Origin of the sequence: Nocardia niwae NBRC 108934 = DSM 45340, from assembly GCF_001613465.1 — a bacterium.
In the GTDB taxonomy this organism is placed as follows: domain Bacteria; phylum Actinomycetota; class Actinomycetes; order Mycobacteriales; family Mycobacteriaceae; genus Nocardia; species Nocardia niwae.
The window spans coordinates 41543-54955 of sequence record NZ_BDCK01000047.1 but is presented as its reverse complement, the minus strand read 5'-3'; the positions used below and the strand labels follow the sequence as shown (position 1 = coordinate 54955).

15 protein-coding genes are annotated in these 13413 nt (G+C 69.9%); 8 read left to right on the top strand and 7 right to left on the bottom strand.

Features of this window, described 5'->3' with window-relative positions; translation table 11 throughout:
- Positions 1 to 262: 262 nt before the first annotated feature.
- From NNI01S_RS29515 to NNI01S_RS29505, 3 genes are all read left to right on the top strand, one after another.
- Positions 263 to 1657: a bifunctional lysylphosphatidylglycerol flippase/synthetase MprF gene (locus tag NNI01S_RS29515; protein ID WP_245676417.1), complete on the top strand. Its 1395-nt coding sequence runs from the start codon at positions 263 to 265 to the stop codon at positions 1655 to 1657.
- 23 nt (positions 1658 to 1680) lie between these two features.
- Entirely contained in the window at positions 1681 to 2640 is a 960-nt protein-coding gene (locus NNI01S_RS29510) for a serine/threonine dehydratase (protein ID WP_063024190.1), read from the top strand.
- Positions 2641 to 2724: 84 nt separating this feature from the next.
- Positions 2725 to 3273, top strand: a complete 549-nt coding sequence (locus tag NNI01S_RS29505) for a thioredoxin family protein (protein WP_063024188.1) — start codon at positions 2725 to 2727, stop codon at positions 3271 to 3273.
- Here NNI01S_RS29505 and NNI01S_RS35625 read toward each other — a convergent pair.
- Positions 3254 to 3559, bottom strand: a complete 306-nt coding sequence (locus NNI01S_RS35625; RefSeq protein ID WP_063024186.1) for a type 1 glutamine amidotransferase family protein — start codon at positions 3557 to 3559, stop codon at positions 3254 to 3256. The two genes, NNI01S_RS29505 and NNI01S_RS35625, sit on opposite strands and share 20 nt — an antisense overlap.
- A gap of 385 nt (positions 3560 to 3944) precedes the next feature.
- On the opposite strand from NNI01S_RS35625, the gene NNI01S_RS29495 reads away from it, so the two are divergent.
- The gene (locus NNI01S_RS29495; protein WP_084489387.1) at positions 3945 to 4892 is read left to right on the top strand and encodes an alpha/beta hydrolase family protein; all 948 of its coding nucleotides are present in this window, start codon (positions 3945 to 3947) and stop codon (positions 4890 to 4892) included.
- A 5-nt stretch (positions 4893 to 4897) separates the two neighbouring features.
- On the opposite strand, the gene NNI01S_RS29490 is transcribed toward NNI01S_RS29495, so the two are convergent.
- Both NNI01S_RS29490 and NNI01S_RS29485 read right to left on the bottom strand, forming a co-directional pair.
- Positions 4898 to 5512, bottom strand: coding sequence for a dihydrofolate reductase family protein (locus NNI01S_RS29490; protein ID WP_063024184.1), 615 nt, complete (start codon positions 5510 to 5512; stop codon positions 4898 to 4900).
- 85 nt (positions 5513 to 5597) lie between these two features.
- Positions 5598 to 6560, bottom strand: coding sequence for a GlxA family transcriptional regulator (locus NNI01S_RS29485; protein ID WP_063024182.1), 963 nt, complete (start codon positions 6558 to 6560; stop codon positions 5598 to 5600).
- Positions 6561 to 6714: 154 nt separating this feature from the next.
- Between NNI01S_RS29485 and NNI01S_RS29480 the strand changes: the two genes are divergently transcribed.
- A complete protein-coding gene (locus NNI01S_RS29480; RefSeq protein ID WP_063024242.1) occupies positions 6715 to 7170 on the top strand; it encodes a hypothetical protein in 456 nt (151 codons plus the stop codon).
- Between the two features lie 3 nt (positions 7171 to 7173).
- Here NNI01S_RS29480 and NNI01S_RS29475 read toward each other — a convergent pair whose 3' ends face one another.
- Complete coding sequence (locus NNI01S_RS29475) at positions 7174 to 8079, bottom strand: universal stress protein (RefSeq protein WP_063024180.1); 906 nt, start codon at positions 8077 to 8079, stop codon at positions 7174 to 7176.
- 83 nt (positions 8080 to 8162) lie between these two features.
- Positions 8163 to 8555, bottom strand: coding sequence for an Ig-like domain repeat protein (locus tag NNI01S_RS29470; RefSeq protein ID WP_063024178.1), 393 nt, complete (start codon positions 8553 to 8555; stop codon positions 8163 to 8165).
- A 389-nt stretch (positions 8556 to 8944) separates the two neighbouring features.
- Between NNI01S_RS29470 and NNI01S_RS29465 the strand changes: the two genes are divergently transcribed.
- Complete coding sequence (locus NNI01S_RS29465; RefSeq protein ID WP_245676416.1) at positions 8945 to 9850, top strand: EamA family transporter; 906 nt, start codon at positions 8945 to 8947, stop codon at positions 9848 to 9850.
- 30 nt (positions 9851 to 9880) lie between these two features.
- Here the strand turns inward: NNI01S_RS29465 and NNI01S_RS29460 are convergent, their stop codons facing one another.
- Entirely contained in the window at positions 9881 to 10768 is an 888-nt protein-coding gene (locus NNI01S_RS29460) for a helix-turn-helix transcriptional regulator (protein WP_063024176.1), read from the bottom strand.
- Positions 10769 to 10869: 101 nt separating this feature from the next.
- Between NNI01S_RS29460 and NNI01S_RS29455 the strand changes: the two genes are divergently transcribed.
- Together NNI01S_RS29455 and NNI01S_RS29450 are read left to right on the top strand one after the other, a co-directional pair.
- A complete protein-coding gene (locus NNI01S_RS29455; RefSeq protein ID WP_063024174.1) occupies positions 10870 to 11616 on the top strand; it encodes an SDR family oxidoreductase in 747 nt (248 codons plus the stop codon).
- A gap of 32 nt (positions 11617 to 11648) precedes the next feature.
- The gene (locus NNI01S_RS29450; RefSeq protein ID WP_063024172.1) at positions 11649 to 12134 is read left to right on the top strand and encodes a GNAT family N-acetyltransferase; all 486 of its coding nucleotides are present in this window, start codon (positions 11649 to 11651) and stop codon (positions 12132 to 12134) included.
- A gap of 69 nt (positions 12135 to 12203) precedes the next feature.
- Here NNI01S_RS29450 and NNI01S_RS29445 read toward each other — a convergent pair whose 3' ends face one another.
- Positions 12204 to 13094 (bottom strand): phosphotransferase family protein, encoded by an 891-nt coding sequence (locus NNI01S_RS29445; RefSeq protein ID WP_063917724.1) that lies wholly within the window; start codon positions 13092 to 13094, stop codon positions 12204 to 12206.
- Positions 13095 to 13413: the final 319 nt, after the last annotated feature.

Below are 13413 nucleotides of genomic sequence, written 5' to 3'. Positions count from 1 at the left end.
TACCCCGATCTCGGCGGCCCAGCGCACGTGCCGCCGCCTCCTCGGCGTAGGAATAGAACAAGATTCATCCGATGTTTGTCCTCGGGGTTGCCCTCGTCCCTGTGTCAGGTCTCGATTCGTGCCGTCTACCGGGCGGTTCGAAAAAGGCATTTCCCCTGGGTCGGTAGGGCCGCATAGTGTGTTCGGTAGGCGATCATCTGGAGGGCCACCATGGCGAGACTGTCGTGGGCAACGGAACGCGAGGGCAGGGCGGAGTCCCGTCGTGCCTGACGGTCAGGAAACCTCCGGCTCCCGCACGCTGCGCGCCGCCACACTCGGCGGCTATCGAGCGGCCGCTCTCACCACCACGCCCGGCACTCGCGCCGTGCTGGTCACCGGTGCGCTGCTGATCGCGGTGATCTTGACCTACGAGGCCGACATGACCTCGCACGAGGGCGCCGCCCATGGCTGGTTGGTGGGGCTCGCGCTGTCCGGGGTGTTCGTCGCGCGCGGGCTGCACCTGCGCAGACCGATCACGCTTCCGCACGCCACCGCCGCGGTGCTGGTGCTGGCCGTCGCGCACCTCGCCTACCGCGCCGAGCATCCCGACGCCGGTTTCGTGCTGCTGGCCGCCACCGGCTTCGTCCTGGTGCTGCCCATGGCCAGCAAACCGCAGCCCGACCAGCTGTACCGCGTGGCCGAGCTGGTCGGGCGCACCGAGGGTGATCCGCTGGCGCCGTTCTCCTTGCACTCGTCCAAGACCTACTTCTTCAACGCGTCGTCGACCGCCGCGATCGGTTACCGCGCTCGCTTCGGCATCGCCGCCGTCGCGGGCGACCCGATCGGTGATCGCGCGGCATTTCCCGAGCTGGTCGCGGCGTTCTCCGATTTCGCGGTCAACCATGGCTGGCGTGTCGCGGTCCTGGGCGCGAGCCGGGATCTGGCCGAGCTGTGGCAGGTGTGGGCGCTGGAGCATCGCGGGCTGCACGCGGTGCCGATCGGCCGCGACGTGGTGCTCGAAGTGGGGAAGTTCGACCTCGTCGGACGCAAATTCCGCAACCTGCGCCAAGCCGTGAGCCGCACGAGGAATTTCGGCGTCACCACCGAGGTGGTGTACGAGTCGGCGCTGACCGAGGCGCGGCGCGAGGAGCTGCTGGCCATCGTCGACGAATGGCGACGCGGCAGACAGACCCGCGGCTTCTCGATGATCCTGGACCATCTGCTCGACGGGCGGAATCCGAACATGCTGGTGGTCATCGCCAACGACGCGGACGGCAGCCCCGTAGGCTTCCAGCGCTACGGCATTTCCGGGCGCGGGCGGGAACTGAGCCTGGACGTCCCGTGGCGGCGCAAGGACGCGCCCAACGGCCTGGACGAACGCATGATCATCGATCTGGTCGACTACGCCGCGGCCCACGACATCCATCGGATATCGCTGGCCTTCGCTCCGTTCCCGGAACTGTTCGCCGAGAAGGAGAAATCGCGCACGGCCACGCTGCTCTACCTGCTGGTGCACCTCGCGGATCCGCTGATCCGGCTGGAATCGCTCTACCGCTTCCTACGGAAGTTCCACGCGCTGTCGGATCAGCGATACGCCTTGTTCCGCTGGCGCGAAGTGGTGATCACGGCCGCCGCTCTGCTCACCCTGGAATTCGCCCCGCATCGCCGCGAGCACTGAGCGGGCGGCAGGCGAGGAACTCGATGGAACTGGCATACAGCGACGTGAAGGCCGCCGCCGAACGGGTGAGCGGCCTGGTCCGGCCCGTTACCCTGGCGCAGGCCGACCATACGGGCGAACTCTGGTTCGCGCTGGAATTCCTGCAGCACACCGGGAGCTTCAAGGCCCGCGGTGCGGTGAACTTCTTGCTCGCGCACCGGGAGAACGGCACGCTGCCGAGGGTGGGAGTGACGATCGCCTCGGGCGGCAACGCCGGTCTGGCCTGTGCATGGGCGGCACGCAGCCAGGGAATTCCCGCCACGGTGTTTTTGCCGGCCACCGCCCCGCGGGTGAAAGTGGACCGGCTCACCTCCTACGGCGCCGACGTCCGCCTGGTGGGGACGCAATACGCCGACGCGCTCGCCGCCAGCCGTGCGTTCGCCGCATCCAGCGGCGCCCTGCTCTCGCACGCCTACGACAACCCGCTCATCGCCGCCGGAGCGGGCACGCTCATGGCGGAGATCCGCGAGCGCATTCCGGATCTCGGCGCCGTCGTGGTCGCCGTCGGCGGCGGCGGACTGTTCTCGGGCGTGGCCACCGCGGCCGAGCACTACGGCGTCCGGACCGTCGCCGTGGAGCCCGCGCGGTGCCGCGCGCTGCATGCCGCGGTCGCGGCCGGAGAGGTCGTGGACGTGGAGGTCGACTCGGTGGCCGCGGACTCGCTCGGCGCCCGGCGGGTGTCGGAGATGGCGCTGACCGCCGCACGGCACTACGACGTGGCCTCCGTGCTGGTCGACGACGACGCGATCGTGGCGGCGCGCCGCGCTCTGTGGACGCGGCACCGGATCGCCGTCGAGCACGGCGCGGCGACCGCCCTGGCGGCGATACTCGGCGACGAGCCCGCGTTCCGGCCCGAGCCGGGTCAACGGGTATGCGTGGTGCTGTGCGGAGCGAACACCGATCCGTCGGATCTGGCGGGCTGGGACGGCCGCCACGCCGACTGACGGTTCATCGGCGTATTTCCGACGAATCGGACGACACGGGGTTAGGCTCCCGCTGTCCTCTGCGATCCCGACGGAAGGCACACCATGGCGCATACCTCACACATGGTTCCCATCGGCACACCGCTACCCGACTTTTCTCTTCCCGACCTCGACCAGCGGATCTACTCCCGGGACGATTTCGCGGACGGGCCCGGCCTGCTGGTCGTCTTCGCATGCAACCACTGCCCCTACGTCAAGCACATCGAGGCCGCACTCGGCGAACTGGTCGACTCGCTGCCGTCCATGCCGACGGTGGCGATCTGCACCAACGACGCGACCGCTTACCCGGACGACGCCCCGCTGCGGCTGCGCGACCAAGCGATCCGCGCGGGCTGGACCTTCCCCTATCTCGTCGACGAGCAACAGCACGTCGGGCGGGCCTTCCGCGCCGCGTGCACCCCTGATTTCTTTCTCTACGACGCGGATCTGCGACTCGCCTACCGCGGCGCCTTCGACGAATCCACGCCCGGCAACGGGAAACCGCTGACCGGAGACGACTTGCGCACGGCCGTCGAAGCCGTGCTGGCGGGCGGGCCCGCCCCCGAACCGCATCGGCCGAGCATGGGGTGCTCGATCAAGTGGCGGGACGCTTGAGACCTCTGCCCCGTTCGCGCACACGACGAATCGCGCTGCGCCACGCCAGCTGTGGCACGGCCGCCGACAACCTGGCGAACTCGCCGAAATCGCCCGGCTCGAGCACGGTCCGGGCCTGCTGGGCGGTGGCGGCCAGCCGCACGGTCTGCGCCCGCTCTACGCCGAAGACCTCGCCGACCAGCCACAGCGCCAGATCGATGCCCGCGGAGACCCCTGCGGCAGTGAGGATCTTTCCGTCGCGCACGACCCGCTCGTCCGGGCGAGCGTCCGCTCGGAGTGCGCGCAATGCCGATCCGCACCGTCTAGCCCGGCGCGCGCTCCTCGGATCCGGTCATCGTCGACCTCGTTCCGGCACCTCTGAGGCAAAGAAAGAACTATCGTTTCACTGAACCGAACGGGTGTCGATCACGGCCGGCGAGGGCCACGGCATCCTCACGGTCACGGCGCAGGACGAACGTGCCGTAGTGGACTGGCGAATGCCGGGCCGGTTCGACGGCACCGCCATGCCGATCGGGTTGACGCCGAGCGGAAGGCGCCTCGACTTGAGAATTCGATTGCCCCACTCGGCAAAGCGATCCGCAGGCGGAACCGTCCTCGACGGTGTTCCACGCTGCCGAGGCAGCCCTGATGGGGGACACTGTTTCCGACACCGGGGATCGGAAGGGGGTGGGATGTTGGCGACAATCGTCCTCGTACACGGCATCGCGCAGGAACAGGAATCGGCCGACACCTTGGAGGCGCGCTGGCTGCCCGGACTCGCGGGGGGCGTCCGCAACCACGGCGCGCCGGACCTCGCCGACCGCTTGTGGCGCAACGGCACTCCCGGCGACTTGTCCACCCGGATGGCCTTCTACGGCAATCGCTTCCTGGTCGAAGGCGCCCAAGGCACCGGGGCCCAACTCGACGAGGCCCAGCTCGACCTGATGGAGCAGCTCGCCGCCGAATGGCTCGCGACAGCCGCCGCACACGCCGGCGACGAGCGGGACCGCGCGACGGCCCGCAGGCTCGGCACCGCGCCGCCGCCGGACGCGGTGGCGCAGGGAGCGCACGCGCGGCTGCGGCCCGCGCTCAACGCGCTGATGCGGTTGCGCTGGTTCGCGCCGTTCGGTTTCGGGTTGGCACAGAAGTTCGTCATCCACGCGCTGTCCCAGGTGGCCCGCTACTTCACCGAGGACGACGTGCGGGAGTACGCCCAGCGGCAAGTACTCGACCAGATCGGTTCCGACACCCGCCTGGTCATCGCGCACTCCCTCGGCAGCGTGGTGGCCTATGAGGCGCTGCACCGCATCGATCACCCGGTGACCCTGCTGACCATGGGCTCGCCGCTCGGTTTGCGCACGGTCGTGTACGACCGACTGCGCCCTCAGCGGAGCACCGTGCCGAAATCGGTGACGAACTGGCACAACCTGGTCGACGAGGACGACCTCGTGGCGGCGCACCTGGATCTCGCTCCACTCTTCCCGCCGTATCCCGGCAGTGCCGTCGTTCCGGTCACCGAGCAGTACTTAGACAACGGCGCGTCACCGCACGACTCCACCAGTTACCTCGTCAAGGCGGTCACCGGCGGCATCGTCGCGAAAGCGCTCGGACACCGGACGGCCACGGATTCGCAGAGCTGACCGCCCTATCGAACGCTCTGGGACAGATGCTCTTTCGCGTCCGCATAGCTGCCGGTGAGCGTGGCCTCGTCCCGGGCGTAGACCAGGTGCAGTACACCGGTGGCGAAGGTCTCCGAAGACAGCAGGCGCAGGGGAATCGTGGCCGCGCCGTCTCGGAACAGGCGCTCGCCCTTGCCGACCGCGATCGGGTGCACCAGCAGGTGCAGTTCGTCCAACAGCCCGGCGGCGAGCAGCTGACGGACGACCGAGACCGAACCGCTCATGCCGATGTCGCCGCCCGGCTGATCCTTCAACGCCGCCACGGCCTCGATCAGGTCGCCGTCCAGCACCTCTGAATTGCGCCAGGTGAATTCGCGATCCTGCCGGGTCACCACGATCTTGCGCGCGTCACCCAGTTTCTTCGCGAACGCCGCGTCCGGGCCGCCCGCTGCTTCGCGCTCCGGCCACGCGCCCGCGAAACTGTCATAGGTTGTGCGGCCGAGCAACAGGGTGTCGGCGGAGCCGAGCTGGGCGTCGACCGCTGCCCCCATGGCGTCGTCGAAGTACGGGAAGTGCCAGTCCTGCGGGTCCTCGACGACGCCGTCAAGGGCGATGAACAGACCGGCGGTGATTTTCCTCATGTGCGTGGCTCCTGGATCGGTGTTCACGGGGTTGGTCGCTTGATCCGACGGCGCGACGCCGGAGAACTCATCGGTCGCACTCGCGTCAGCCGGTCCGGTCCGGGTCTGAGCCGTGAAAAGCTGCTCGATAGCTGTGTGGACTCGTCCCGACCACTCGCTTGAAGCGGTCGCGGAACGCGGTGGGCGATCCGAAACCGACCTGGCCCGCGATCCGGTCGACCGAGTGGCTGGTCGCTTCGAGCAGATGCTGGGCCTGCCGGATCCGCGCGCGCAGCAGCCACTGCAGCGGGGTGGTTCCGGTGTGCTCGCGAAACCGCCGGTTGAGCGTGCGGGTACTCATCCCCGCGTGGGCGGCGATGTCGTCGAGGGTGAGTTCGCGCGCGGAGTTCTCCTGGATCCACCGCAGCACCGGCTCCAGCGCCGAGCCGCGCGGCGTCGGCGGCAGATCGTGCACGATGAACTGCGCCTGCCCGCCTTCCCGCTCCAACGGGACAACCGACTTCCTGGCCGCGTCGGCAGCGACCGCCGAGCCGTAATCCCGACGGATCATGTGCAGGCACAGGTCGATCCCCGCCGCCGCGCCCGCCGAGGTGAGCAGCGCGCCGTTGTCCACGTAGAGCACGTCGGGATCCACCTCGATGTCCGGGTAGCGAGCCGCGAGTTCGGCGGCGGCGAGCCAGTGCGTGGTCGCGCGACGGCCATCGAGCAATCCCGTGGACGCCAGGATGAAGGCGCCGGAGCAGATCGACGCGATACGGGTGCCCGCGGCCGCGGCCCGGCGGAGCGCGTCGACCACGTCGTCCGGCACCGGCAGGGTCGGGTCGGCGCAGCCGGGCAGCACGATCGTGTCGGCTTCGGCCAGCGCGTCGAGCCCGCGCGGAGCGCGCATCGTGAAGACCCCGGCGTCGACCGTCGGTGTGCCCGCGCAGACCAGCACGCGATAAGCGGGCCTGCCATCGGGCAGACAGGTCCGTCCGAACACCTCCACCGGCGTGGCCAGATCGAACGCGACCACCTGGTCCAGCGCGAGGACGACCACGGTGTGCATGGCAACAGGGTAGCCAGCCGGTCGATTCCAGCCAAGGCACGGTAGCTGGCCATCCAAGTCATACCCACAGTTCAACTTAGTTGGCGGGAATCAAACGGTATGTGGCACTTTCGCCAATTCCGCCGAACGGCCCTCGTCGTTAGTGTCGAGCGCCGTGACGAAGTTCCTGCTCTCGGTCCACGTGCTCGCCGTGATCATCGCCGTCGGCCCGGTGACGGTGGCGGCCAGCATGTTTCCGGCCACCACCCGCCGCGCCCTGGCCGCCCCCACGACCGGCCACGACCCGGCCGTCCTCGGCACGTTGCATCGCATCTGCCGGGTATATGCCCTTCTCGGCGTCGCCGTCCCGGCTTTCGGCCTGCTCACCGCGCTCAGCCTCGGCGTGCTCGACGACGTCTGGCTGGTGGTGTCCATCGGATTGACCGCGGCCGCGGCGGGCGTGCTCGCCCTGCTCGTGCTGCCCGGTCAGCAGAAGGTCCTCGCCGATCTCACCGGCACCACCCCGGCGCTGATCCGCCGTCTCGCCATGGACACCGGGGTGTTCAACCTGCTGTGGACGGCGGTCACCATCCTGATGATCGTCCGACCGGGCTCGACGACGGGAGCGTGACGCTCAGTCGGGCAGGTAGCGAACCGCCATCGAGACATCGCGGACGACCATGATCGGGCACGCCACCGACAGCAGCAGTGCCTGGCTGGTCGAGCCGAACAGCATGCCGGCGAAACCGCCCCGGCCCCGGCTGCCGACCACGAGCAGCTGAGCCTGTCCGGAGCGTTCGAGCAGGCTGCGCTCGGGCCGGTCGGTCACGATCTCGCGCCGGATCTCGACATCGGGAAAGCGCTCCTGCCATCCCGCGAGGCTCTCCGCGAGCACGATCTGCTTCTCCGTATCCACTGCGAGTTCGGCACTCACGGAGGGCATTTCGACGCCGGTCCATACGTGCAGGGCGAGCAACGGCGCGCCCCGCGCGGAGGCCTCGTGCAGCGCCGCTTCGATGGCGGGTTCGCTGATCTCCGTGCCGTCCACCCCGACGACGATCAGCCGCCTCCTCGCTTCCGCGGTGAGCGGCGCTCCTTCCCGGACCACGACCATCGGGCAGCGGGCCCGCCGCGCCAGCGCCGCACTGACCGATCCCAGCAACGCCCGCCGCACGGTCCCGCGCTCGCGGGTGCCGACCACCATCATCCGTGCGGCGCCGGTCCGGTCCAGCAGCGCCGGACCGACCGGCTCGTGCACCAGCTCGGTGCTGATCTCGATGTCGCGCAGCGCCCGGACCGCGATGCGCGCCTCCTCGGCCGCGGTGTCCAGCACCCAGCGACCATGCCCCTCCAACCGGGCGTAGTCGGTGCTGGTGAGCGGTTCGGTGACGCCGGGCCCGTAGTCGGCGACCGGATCCAGCACGTGTACCAGCCGCAGCGGCGCCCGATGCTGCGCGGCCGCCTGCGCTCCCCACGCGACCGCCGCCCCTGATCCGGCGGACCCGTCCACACCGACCAAGATCGGCCCGTTGCTTCGCATGCCGACTCCTTTCCTGCCGAAAAGATCGAGCTCAGCACCGCCGATTCGACACTACCGGCCCGGTCGTCCGGCGAACGTCGCCGTCAACCGCCCCGGACGACGCACGCGTAACCCACATGGATGCCTTCGCCGACCCGGAGCTCGATACCCGCCCCGTAGGGCGCGTCCGGCTCCTGCACCGCACTGACGGTGTGCGGCCCCTGTGTGGCGGGCACCCAGTCGATCAGCGCGACGCCACCGGAAGGGCGGACCACCCCGAACGGCATCCCGTTGTCGTAGAACGTCACCGGGGCCACCGTGTCGGTCACGGTCGCGCGCGCGGTGTAGGTGCAGCCCGTCCCGTAGTTCGTCACAAAGCCGAAGTTGATGCCGGGATACATCCCTACCTGGGTCACCGTGGCTCCGGCCGGACCGGCCGAGGCGACTGCCGCGCCGGCTCCGATCGCCGCCGCCAGTGCGGCAACTCGTTCTCGCATGCGGGTGGTCCTATCGCTCGTGAGTCGCTCTTCCTCGAACAGACGCCGGCCACGCACCGGCGCGATAACTAGATACTCACTCCCCTGCCGCTTCGACGGGGTGCGAACCGCCGAATCTCGATCGGACCGCGCCCCAGCCCCCTCTCGACATCCGCCGTACCGCATTCCCCATAGCGCCGTTGGACTGCGTGGTTGCCCCCGACGACACTGCGCGGCCAACCACCGAGGCTCACCCATCGGCGCCGTGCACCCTGTCCGGTGCGGCCCGAAGAGTCCCGCAACCTCCCGGCACCGGGCACCACCCACCCGGGGGGGCGGTTCACGGCGGTGCGTGTCGCCCCCACGTGGTTGTGTGTCCGGAGGTCTTCCCGAAACAACGGAGGTGCGACGTGGTGGCGATCGACTTCGAGCGGATGGTGCGCGGGGCGAGGCCGGTGTCGGTCTGGCGTTCGGTCGCCGCTCAGGGGCTCGGTGGCGTACCGCCGACGGCGCTGGTCCTGGCGGGCATCGTCAGCGTGCAAGTGGGCGCCGCGGTGGCCACGCAGCTGTTCGCGGCTACCGGCGCGGCCGGGGCGGTCATGCTGCGGCTGGTCTTCGCCGGAGTCGTCCTGCTGGTGATCTGGCGATCCTCGCTCCGGGTGGCGCGCGGTGCGCTGCCGGTCGTGCTCGGCTACGGGGCGGTGCTCGCGCTGATGAACCTCTCGTTCTACGAGGCGATCGACCGGATACCACTCGGAATGGCGGTCACCATCGAATTCCTGGGGCCGCTGACCGTCGCACTGGCCGGATCGCGCCGCTGGATCGACCCGCTGTGGGCGGTGCTCGCCGGCGCGGGAGTGCTGCTGCTGACCCGGGCGGACGGCGACGTGAACTGGGCAGGCGTGCTGTTCGCGCTCGCCGCCGCAGCGTGCTGGGCGGGTTACATCCTGCTCAGCGCCGCACTCGGTGAACGGACCAGTGGCGGCGGCGGGCTGGCGCTGGCCATGGCGTTCGGCGGGCTGGTCATGCTGCCGGTCGGCGTCATCGATGCGGGGGCGGCGCTGTTGCAGCCCACCGTGCTGGCCGCCGGATTCGCGGTGGCGATGCTGTCGTCGGTGCTGCCGTATTCGGTGGAGCTGGAAGCGCTGCGGCGGATCCCGCCCCGCGTCTTCGGTGTGCTGATGAGCCTGGAGCCCGCGGTCGCGGCGATCGCGGGCCTGGTCGTGCTCGGTCAGGTCATGAATCTCGGACAGTGGGCAGGCGTCGCGTGTGTGGTCGCGGCGTCGGCGGGGGCTACGCGGACCGAAGCGAAGTGAATCGCCGCCCGGAGCGCGACTCGTCCGCGCTCAACCCTTGTGCCGGGCCGCGTCCGGTCGCCCGGCGTCACGGCGCTGTTCACCGGCCGTCCCGGGATCGTTGGCGATCAAGCTGCCGAGCAGGGCCAGCGACCGCTCCGAGGGCGAGCCCGGTTCCGGGTGGTAGGCGATCAGCATCTGGCCCGGCGCACCGTTCACGCTGAACGTCTCGTAGGACAGAGTCAGGTCCCCGACCATGGGGTTGCGGAAATGTTTGACGCCAGCGGTCTTCACCCGCACGTCGTGGCGCGCCCACAACTGGCGGAACTCCTCGCTCTTCAGCGACAGCTCTCCGACCAGCTCGGTCAAGCGCGGATCATCCAGGTCCGCGCCCGCGGTCGCGCGCAGGCTGGCGACGGTGTCCGCCGCGATGGTGGGCCAATCCTGGTAGAGATCGTGCGCCTCGGGATCGAGAAAGACCATCCGCACCTGATTGACCCCGGGGACAGAGCACGAGTTGACCGCGACAGCCAAAGGATTCGCCGCCAGCACGTCCAGGTATCTGCCCAGCACCAGCGCCGGAGTGTGCGGCCAGGCGTCCATCAGGCGCAGCAATCCCGGGGAGACGCGTTCGGGCCTGCGCGGAGCCCTCGATCGCTTGACCGTCGGCCGGGCCAGCTCCCGCAGATGCGCGGTGCCCTCCTCGTCCAGCGCGAACACCCGCGCCAGCGACGTGATCACCTGCTCGGAGGGGTGTCGATCGCGTCCTTGCTCCAGCCGCACGTAATAGTCGGCGCTCACCCCAGCGAGCAGGGCGATCTCCTCCCGGCGCAGCCCCGCGACCCGCCGCTGGCCGCCACCCGACATCCCGAAATCCTCCGGTCGGACCAGCTCGCGGCGCGCGCGCAGGAAGGCGCCCAGTCGGTTGTCGGAATCCATGACTCGAGCGTAGGTCAGCGGCGCCCGCCCTGGGTGGCCCCGCGACTACCAGGAAGTCCGCAGCCTGTCAGGCGGGCCTGTGGAGCCGGAAGGTAGTGGACATGACGAACAATCTCACCGGCCGCGTCGCGGTCGTCACCGGAGCATCGAGTGGAATCGGCGCCGCCACCGCGCGGCGGCTGGCAGACCAAGGGGCCAAGGTCGCCCTGCTGGGCCGGCGCAAGGATCGCATCGAGGAACTGGCCGCCGAGATCGGCGCGGACGCGCTCGCGGTGGTCGCCGACGTCGGCGACCAGCTGTCCCTGCGCGACGCCGCCGCCACGGTGCGGGCGGCGTTCGGCCGCGTCGACCTGGTCGTCGCGAACGCGGGCGTCATGCTCGCGGCGCCGTTCGAATCGGCGCTCACCGACGAGTGGGACCAGATGGTCGGCACCAACATCACCGGCCTGCTCTACACCGGACGAGCGTTCATCGACGATCTGCTGGCCGCCGCCGACGGCGGGAAAGCGGATCTGGTGCTGGTCGGCTCCATCGGTGGGCACACGGTCTTCCCCAACTACGCCGTCTACACCGCCACCAAGGCCGCGGTCGCGCATCTGACCCGTAATCTGCGGGCCGAGTTCGGGCCGCGCGGCGTCCGGGTGAAGAACATCGAACCCGGTTTCGTCGGCACCGAGCTCGGCGCCGGTATGCAGGATGAGCAGCAGCGCGCCGGGCTGGAGCAGTGGCGCACGGCGATCGAGATCCTGACACCCGGCGACATCGCCGACGCGATCGCCTACGCCGTCGCCGTACCCGCGCACGTCAACATCGCCGAGCTCGTCGTCGTCCCGACCCAGCAGGGCTGAGCGCAGGCGCGTTCGCTGCTACAGTCCGCCGGATGACGGAGGTTGCCCCGGCCCTGCGCCGCGCCCTGCCCGAGGACGCCTCGGCGGTCGCCGAGATCTGGTACCACGGCTGGCGCGACGCGCACCTGGGCAACGTCCCCGACACCCTGCTGGCCGTGCGTCCCCGCGACTCGTTCGACACCCGCGCGGCCGAGCGCGTCGGCGACACCGTCGTCGCCACCGTGGGCGGCGTACCGGCGGGCTTCGTCATGGTCGACCGGGACGAGGTCGACCAGGTCTATGTCGCCGCCGCCCATCGTGGCACCGGCCTGGCCGCCCTGCTGCTGGCCGCCGCGGAACAGCGCGTGCGAGCCGACGGCCACGACCGCGCGTGGCTCGCGGTCGTGGCCGGCAACGCCCGCGCTCGCCGCTGCTACGAGAACCAGGGCTGGATCGACGAAGGCGCGTTCACCCACGCGGCTCCCGGCCCCACCGGCCCGGTCGCGGTCCCGGCCCACCGCTACACCAAGCGGCTCTGAACAGTCCTCTGCGCGAAGCGGGACCACGCCGACGGCGCTGCCCATGACGCCGCCGGTCAGGCGCGACGGTCAGTCGAGGTCGGCCCACCCGGGCCAGGGGCGCATGCCCTCGTCACCACGGATGTAAGCGAGGCGGCGCAGCGCCTGCCGCTGATAGACGGGATCGACGGCGGCGGCTCGCATCGACTGCAAGGCCATACGGAACTCCTGGATGTCGCGCAGCAGGTAGAAACCGTCCCAGCGCATCACATCGCGTCCGTAGCCGGCGCAGAACTCGGCGTACTCCGAAGCGGTGATCTGGCCCGCGGTCCAGCACTCGATCGCCGTGTGCACCAGATCCCACTCCGGCGGGCCGATCATCGCCCGCCCCAAGCCGACCAGGATCACCTCGCCATCGTCGCCGACCACCACGCCGTCGTCCCAGTCCTCGCCCTGCACCACCGACCACGGCAGACCCCGCGGCAGAGCCTTCCAGCGGCCGCGCAATTCCTCCAGGTGTTTGTGCAACCACCGCCGGTCGTCCTCGGTCACCGTCTGCGCGGCGTCGATCTCGTCCGCTATCCGAGCCAGGGGCGACATCCGGCGTAGTTCGAACCCCGGCAGTGGCAGCCGATGCAGCTGGCCCAGCGCCCTGGCGACCTCGCCGGGCGCCCCGGGATGATGCGGCGGCAACTCCGCCCAAAAGGTCACCGGGCGACCGTCGACCACGACCGGCTGCGGAATATCCGGGACGACACGCGCCGCGGACACGCCACATGTCTCCAGCCATTGAGCCACGGCGACTTCTCGCCCGGTCGCGAGCTTCTGTCCCCGCCCACCGATGCGCACGACGATCCCGCCGCGCAACCGATAGACGCCCTGTCCCCCGACCGGCTCGGCATCACTGGCATCGATCCCGACGCTCACACATGCGGCACGCAGGATCGACCGCATGCCGTTACCCGCCACCCCGGCGGTCATGTCATCCCCCCGAGCCCCCTGCTCCAGGAGCAGTAGTACCGCATCTCGGCCTTGAGCGTCATAGTCGCCATCCAGATACCGGGGGGCAAACACCCCATTTTCCCTGCTCAGTGGACATTACCCTCGGCATTCCACCACAGTCAGCAACCAAACAGAATCCGCCCGATTCGCCGGAATTACCGCTTTCGGCCCGCTTCGTACCCTGCTGCGAGAAGACCGGCGGTCATGCCTAACACGCTCGATCGGCCGTCACCGATGAGTTCGGTGAGCGAACCGGGTCTACACCTACAACCCGCAACTCGTGAACACCGCCAGGGAG

Bases quoted from the DNA above. Each gene is read 5' to 3' on its own strand.
- NNI01S_RS29490 (WP_063024184.1), bottom strand. From the start codon at position 5,512: ATGAGGAAAATCACCGCCGGTCTGTTCATCGCCCTTGACGGCGTCGTC.
- NNI01S_RS29470 (WP_063024178.1), bottom strand. From the start codon at position 8,555: ATGCGAGAACGAGTTGCCGCACTGGCGGCGGCGATCGGAGCCGGCGCG.
- NNI01S_RS29450 (WP_063024172.1), top strand. From the start codon at position 11,649: ATGACGGAGGTTGCCCCGGCCCTGCGCCGCGCCCTGCCCGAGGACGCC.
- NNI01S_RS29445 (WP_063917724.1), bottom strand. From the start codon at position 13,094: ATGACCGCCGGGGTGGCGGGTAACGGCATGCGGTCGATCCTGCGTGCC.
- NNI01S_RS29460 (WP_063024176.1), bottom strand. From the start codon at position 10,768: ATGGATTCCGACAACCGACTGGGCGCCTTCCTGCGCGCGCGCCGCGAG.
- NNI01S_RS29495 (WP_084489387.1), top strand. From the start codon at position 3,945: ATGTTGGCGACAATCGTCCTCGTACACGGCATCGCGCAGGAACAGGAA.
- NNI01S_RS29510 (WP_063024190.1), top strand. From the start codon at position 1,681: ATGGAACTGGCATACAGCGACGTGAAGGCCGCCGCCGAACGGGTGAGC.
- NNI01S_RS29505 (WP_063024188.1), top strand. From the start codon at position 2,725: ATGGCGCATACCTCACACATGGTTCCCATCGGCACACCGCTACCCGAC.
- NNI01S_RS29485 (WP_063024182.1), bottom strand. From the start codon at position 6,560: ATGCACACCGTGGTCGTCCTCGCGCTGGACCAGGTGGTCGCGTTCGAT.
- NNI01S_RS29475 (WP_063024180.1), bottom strand. From the start codon at position 8,079: ATGCGAAGCAACGGGCCGATCTTGGTCGGTGTGGACGGGTCCGCCGGA.
- NNI01S_RS29455 (WP_063024174.1), top strand. From the start codon at position 10,870: ATGACGAACAATCTCACCGGCCGCGTCGCGGTCGTCACCGGAGCATCG.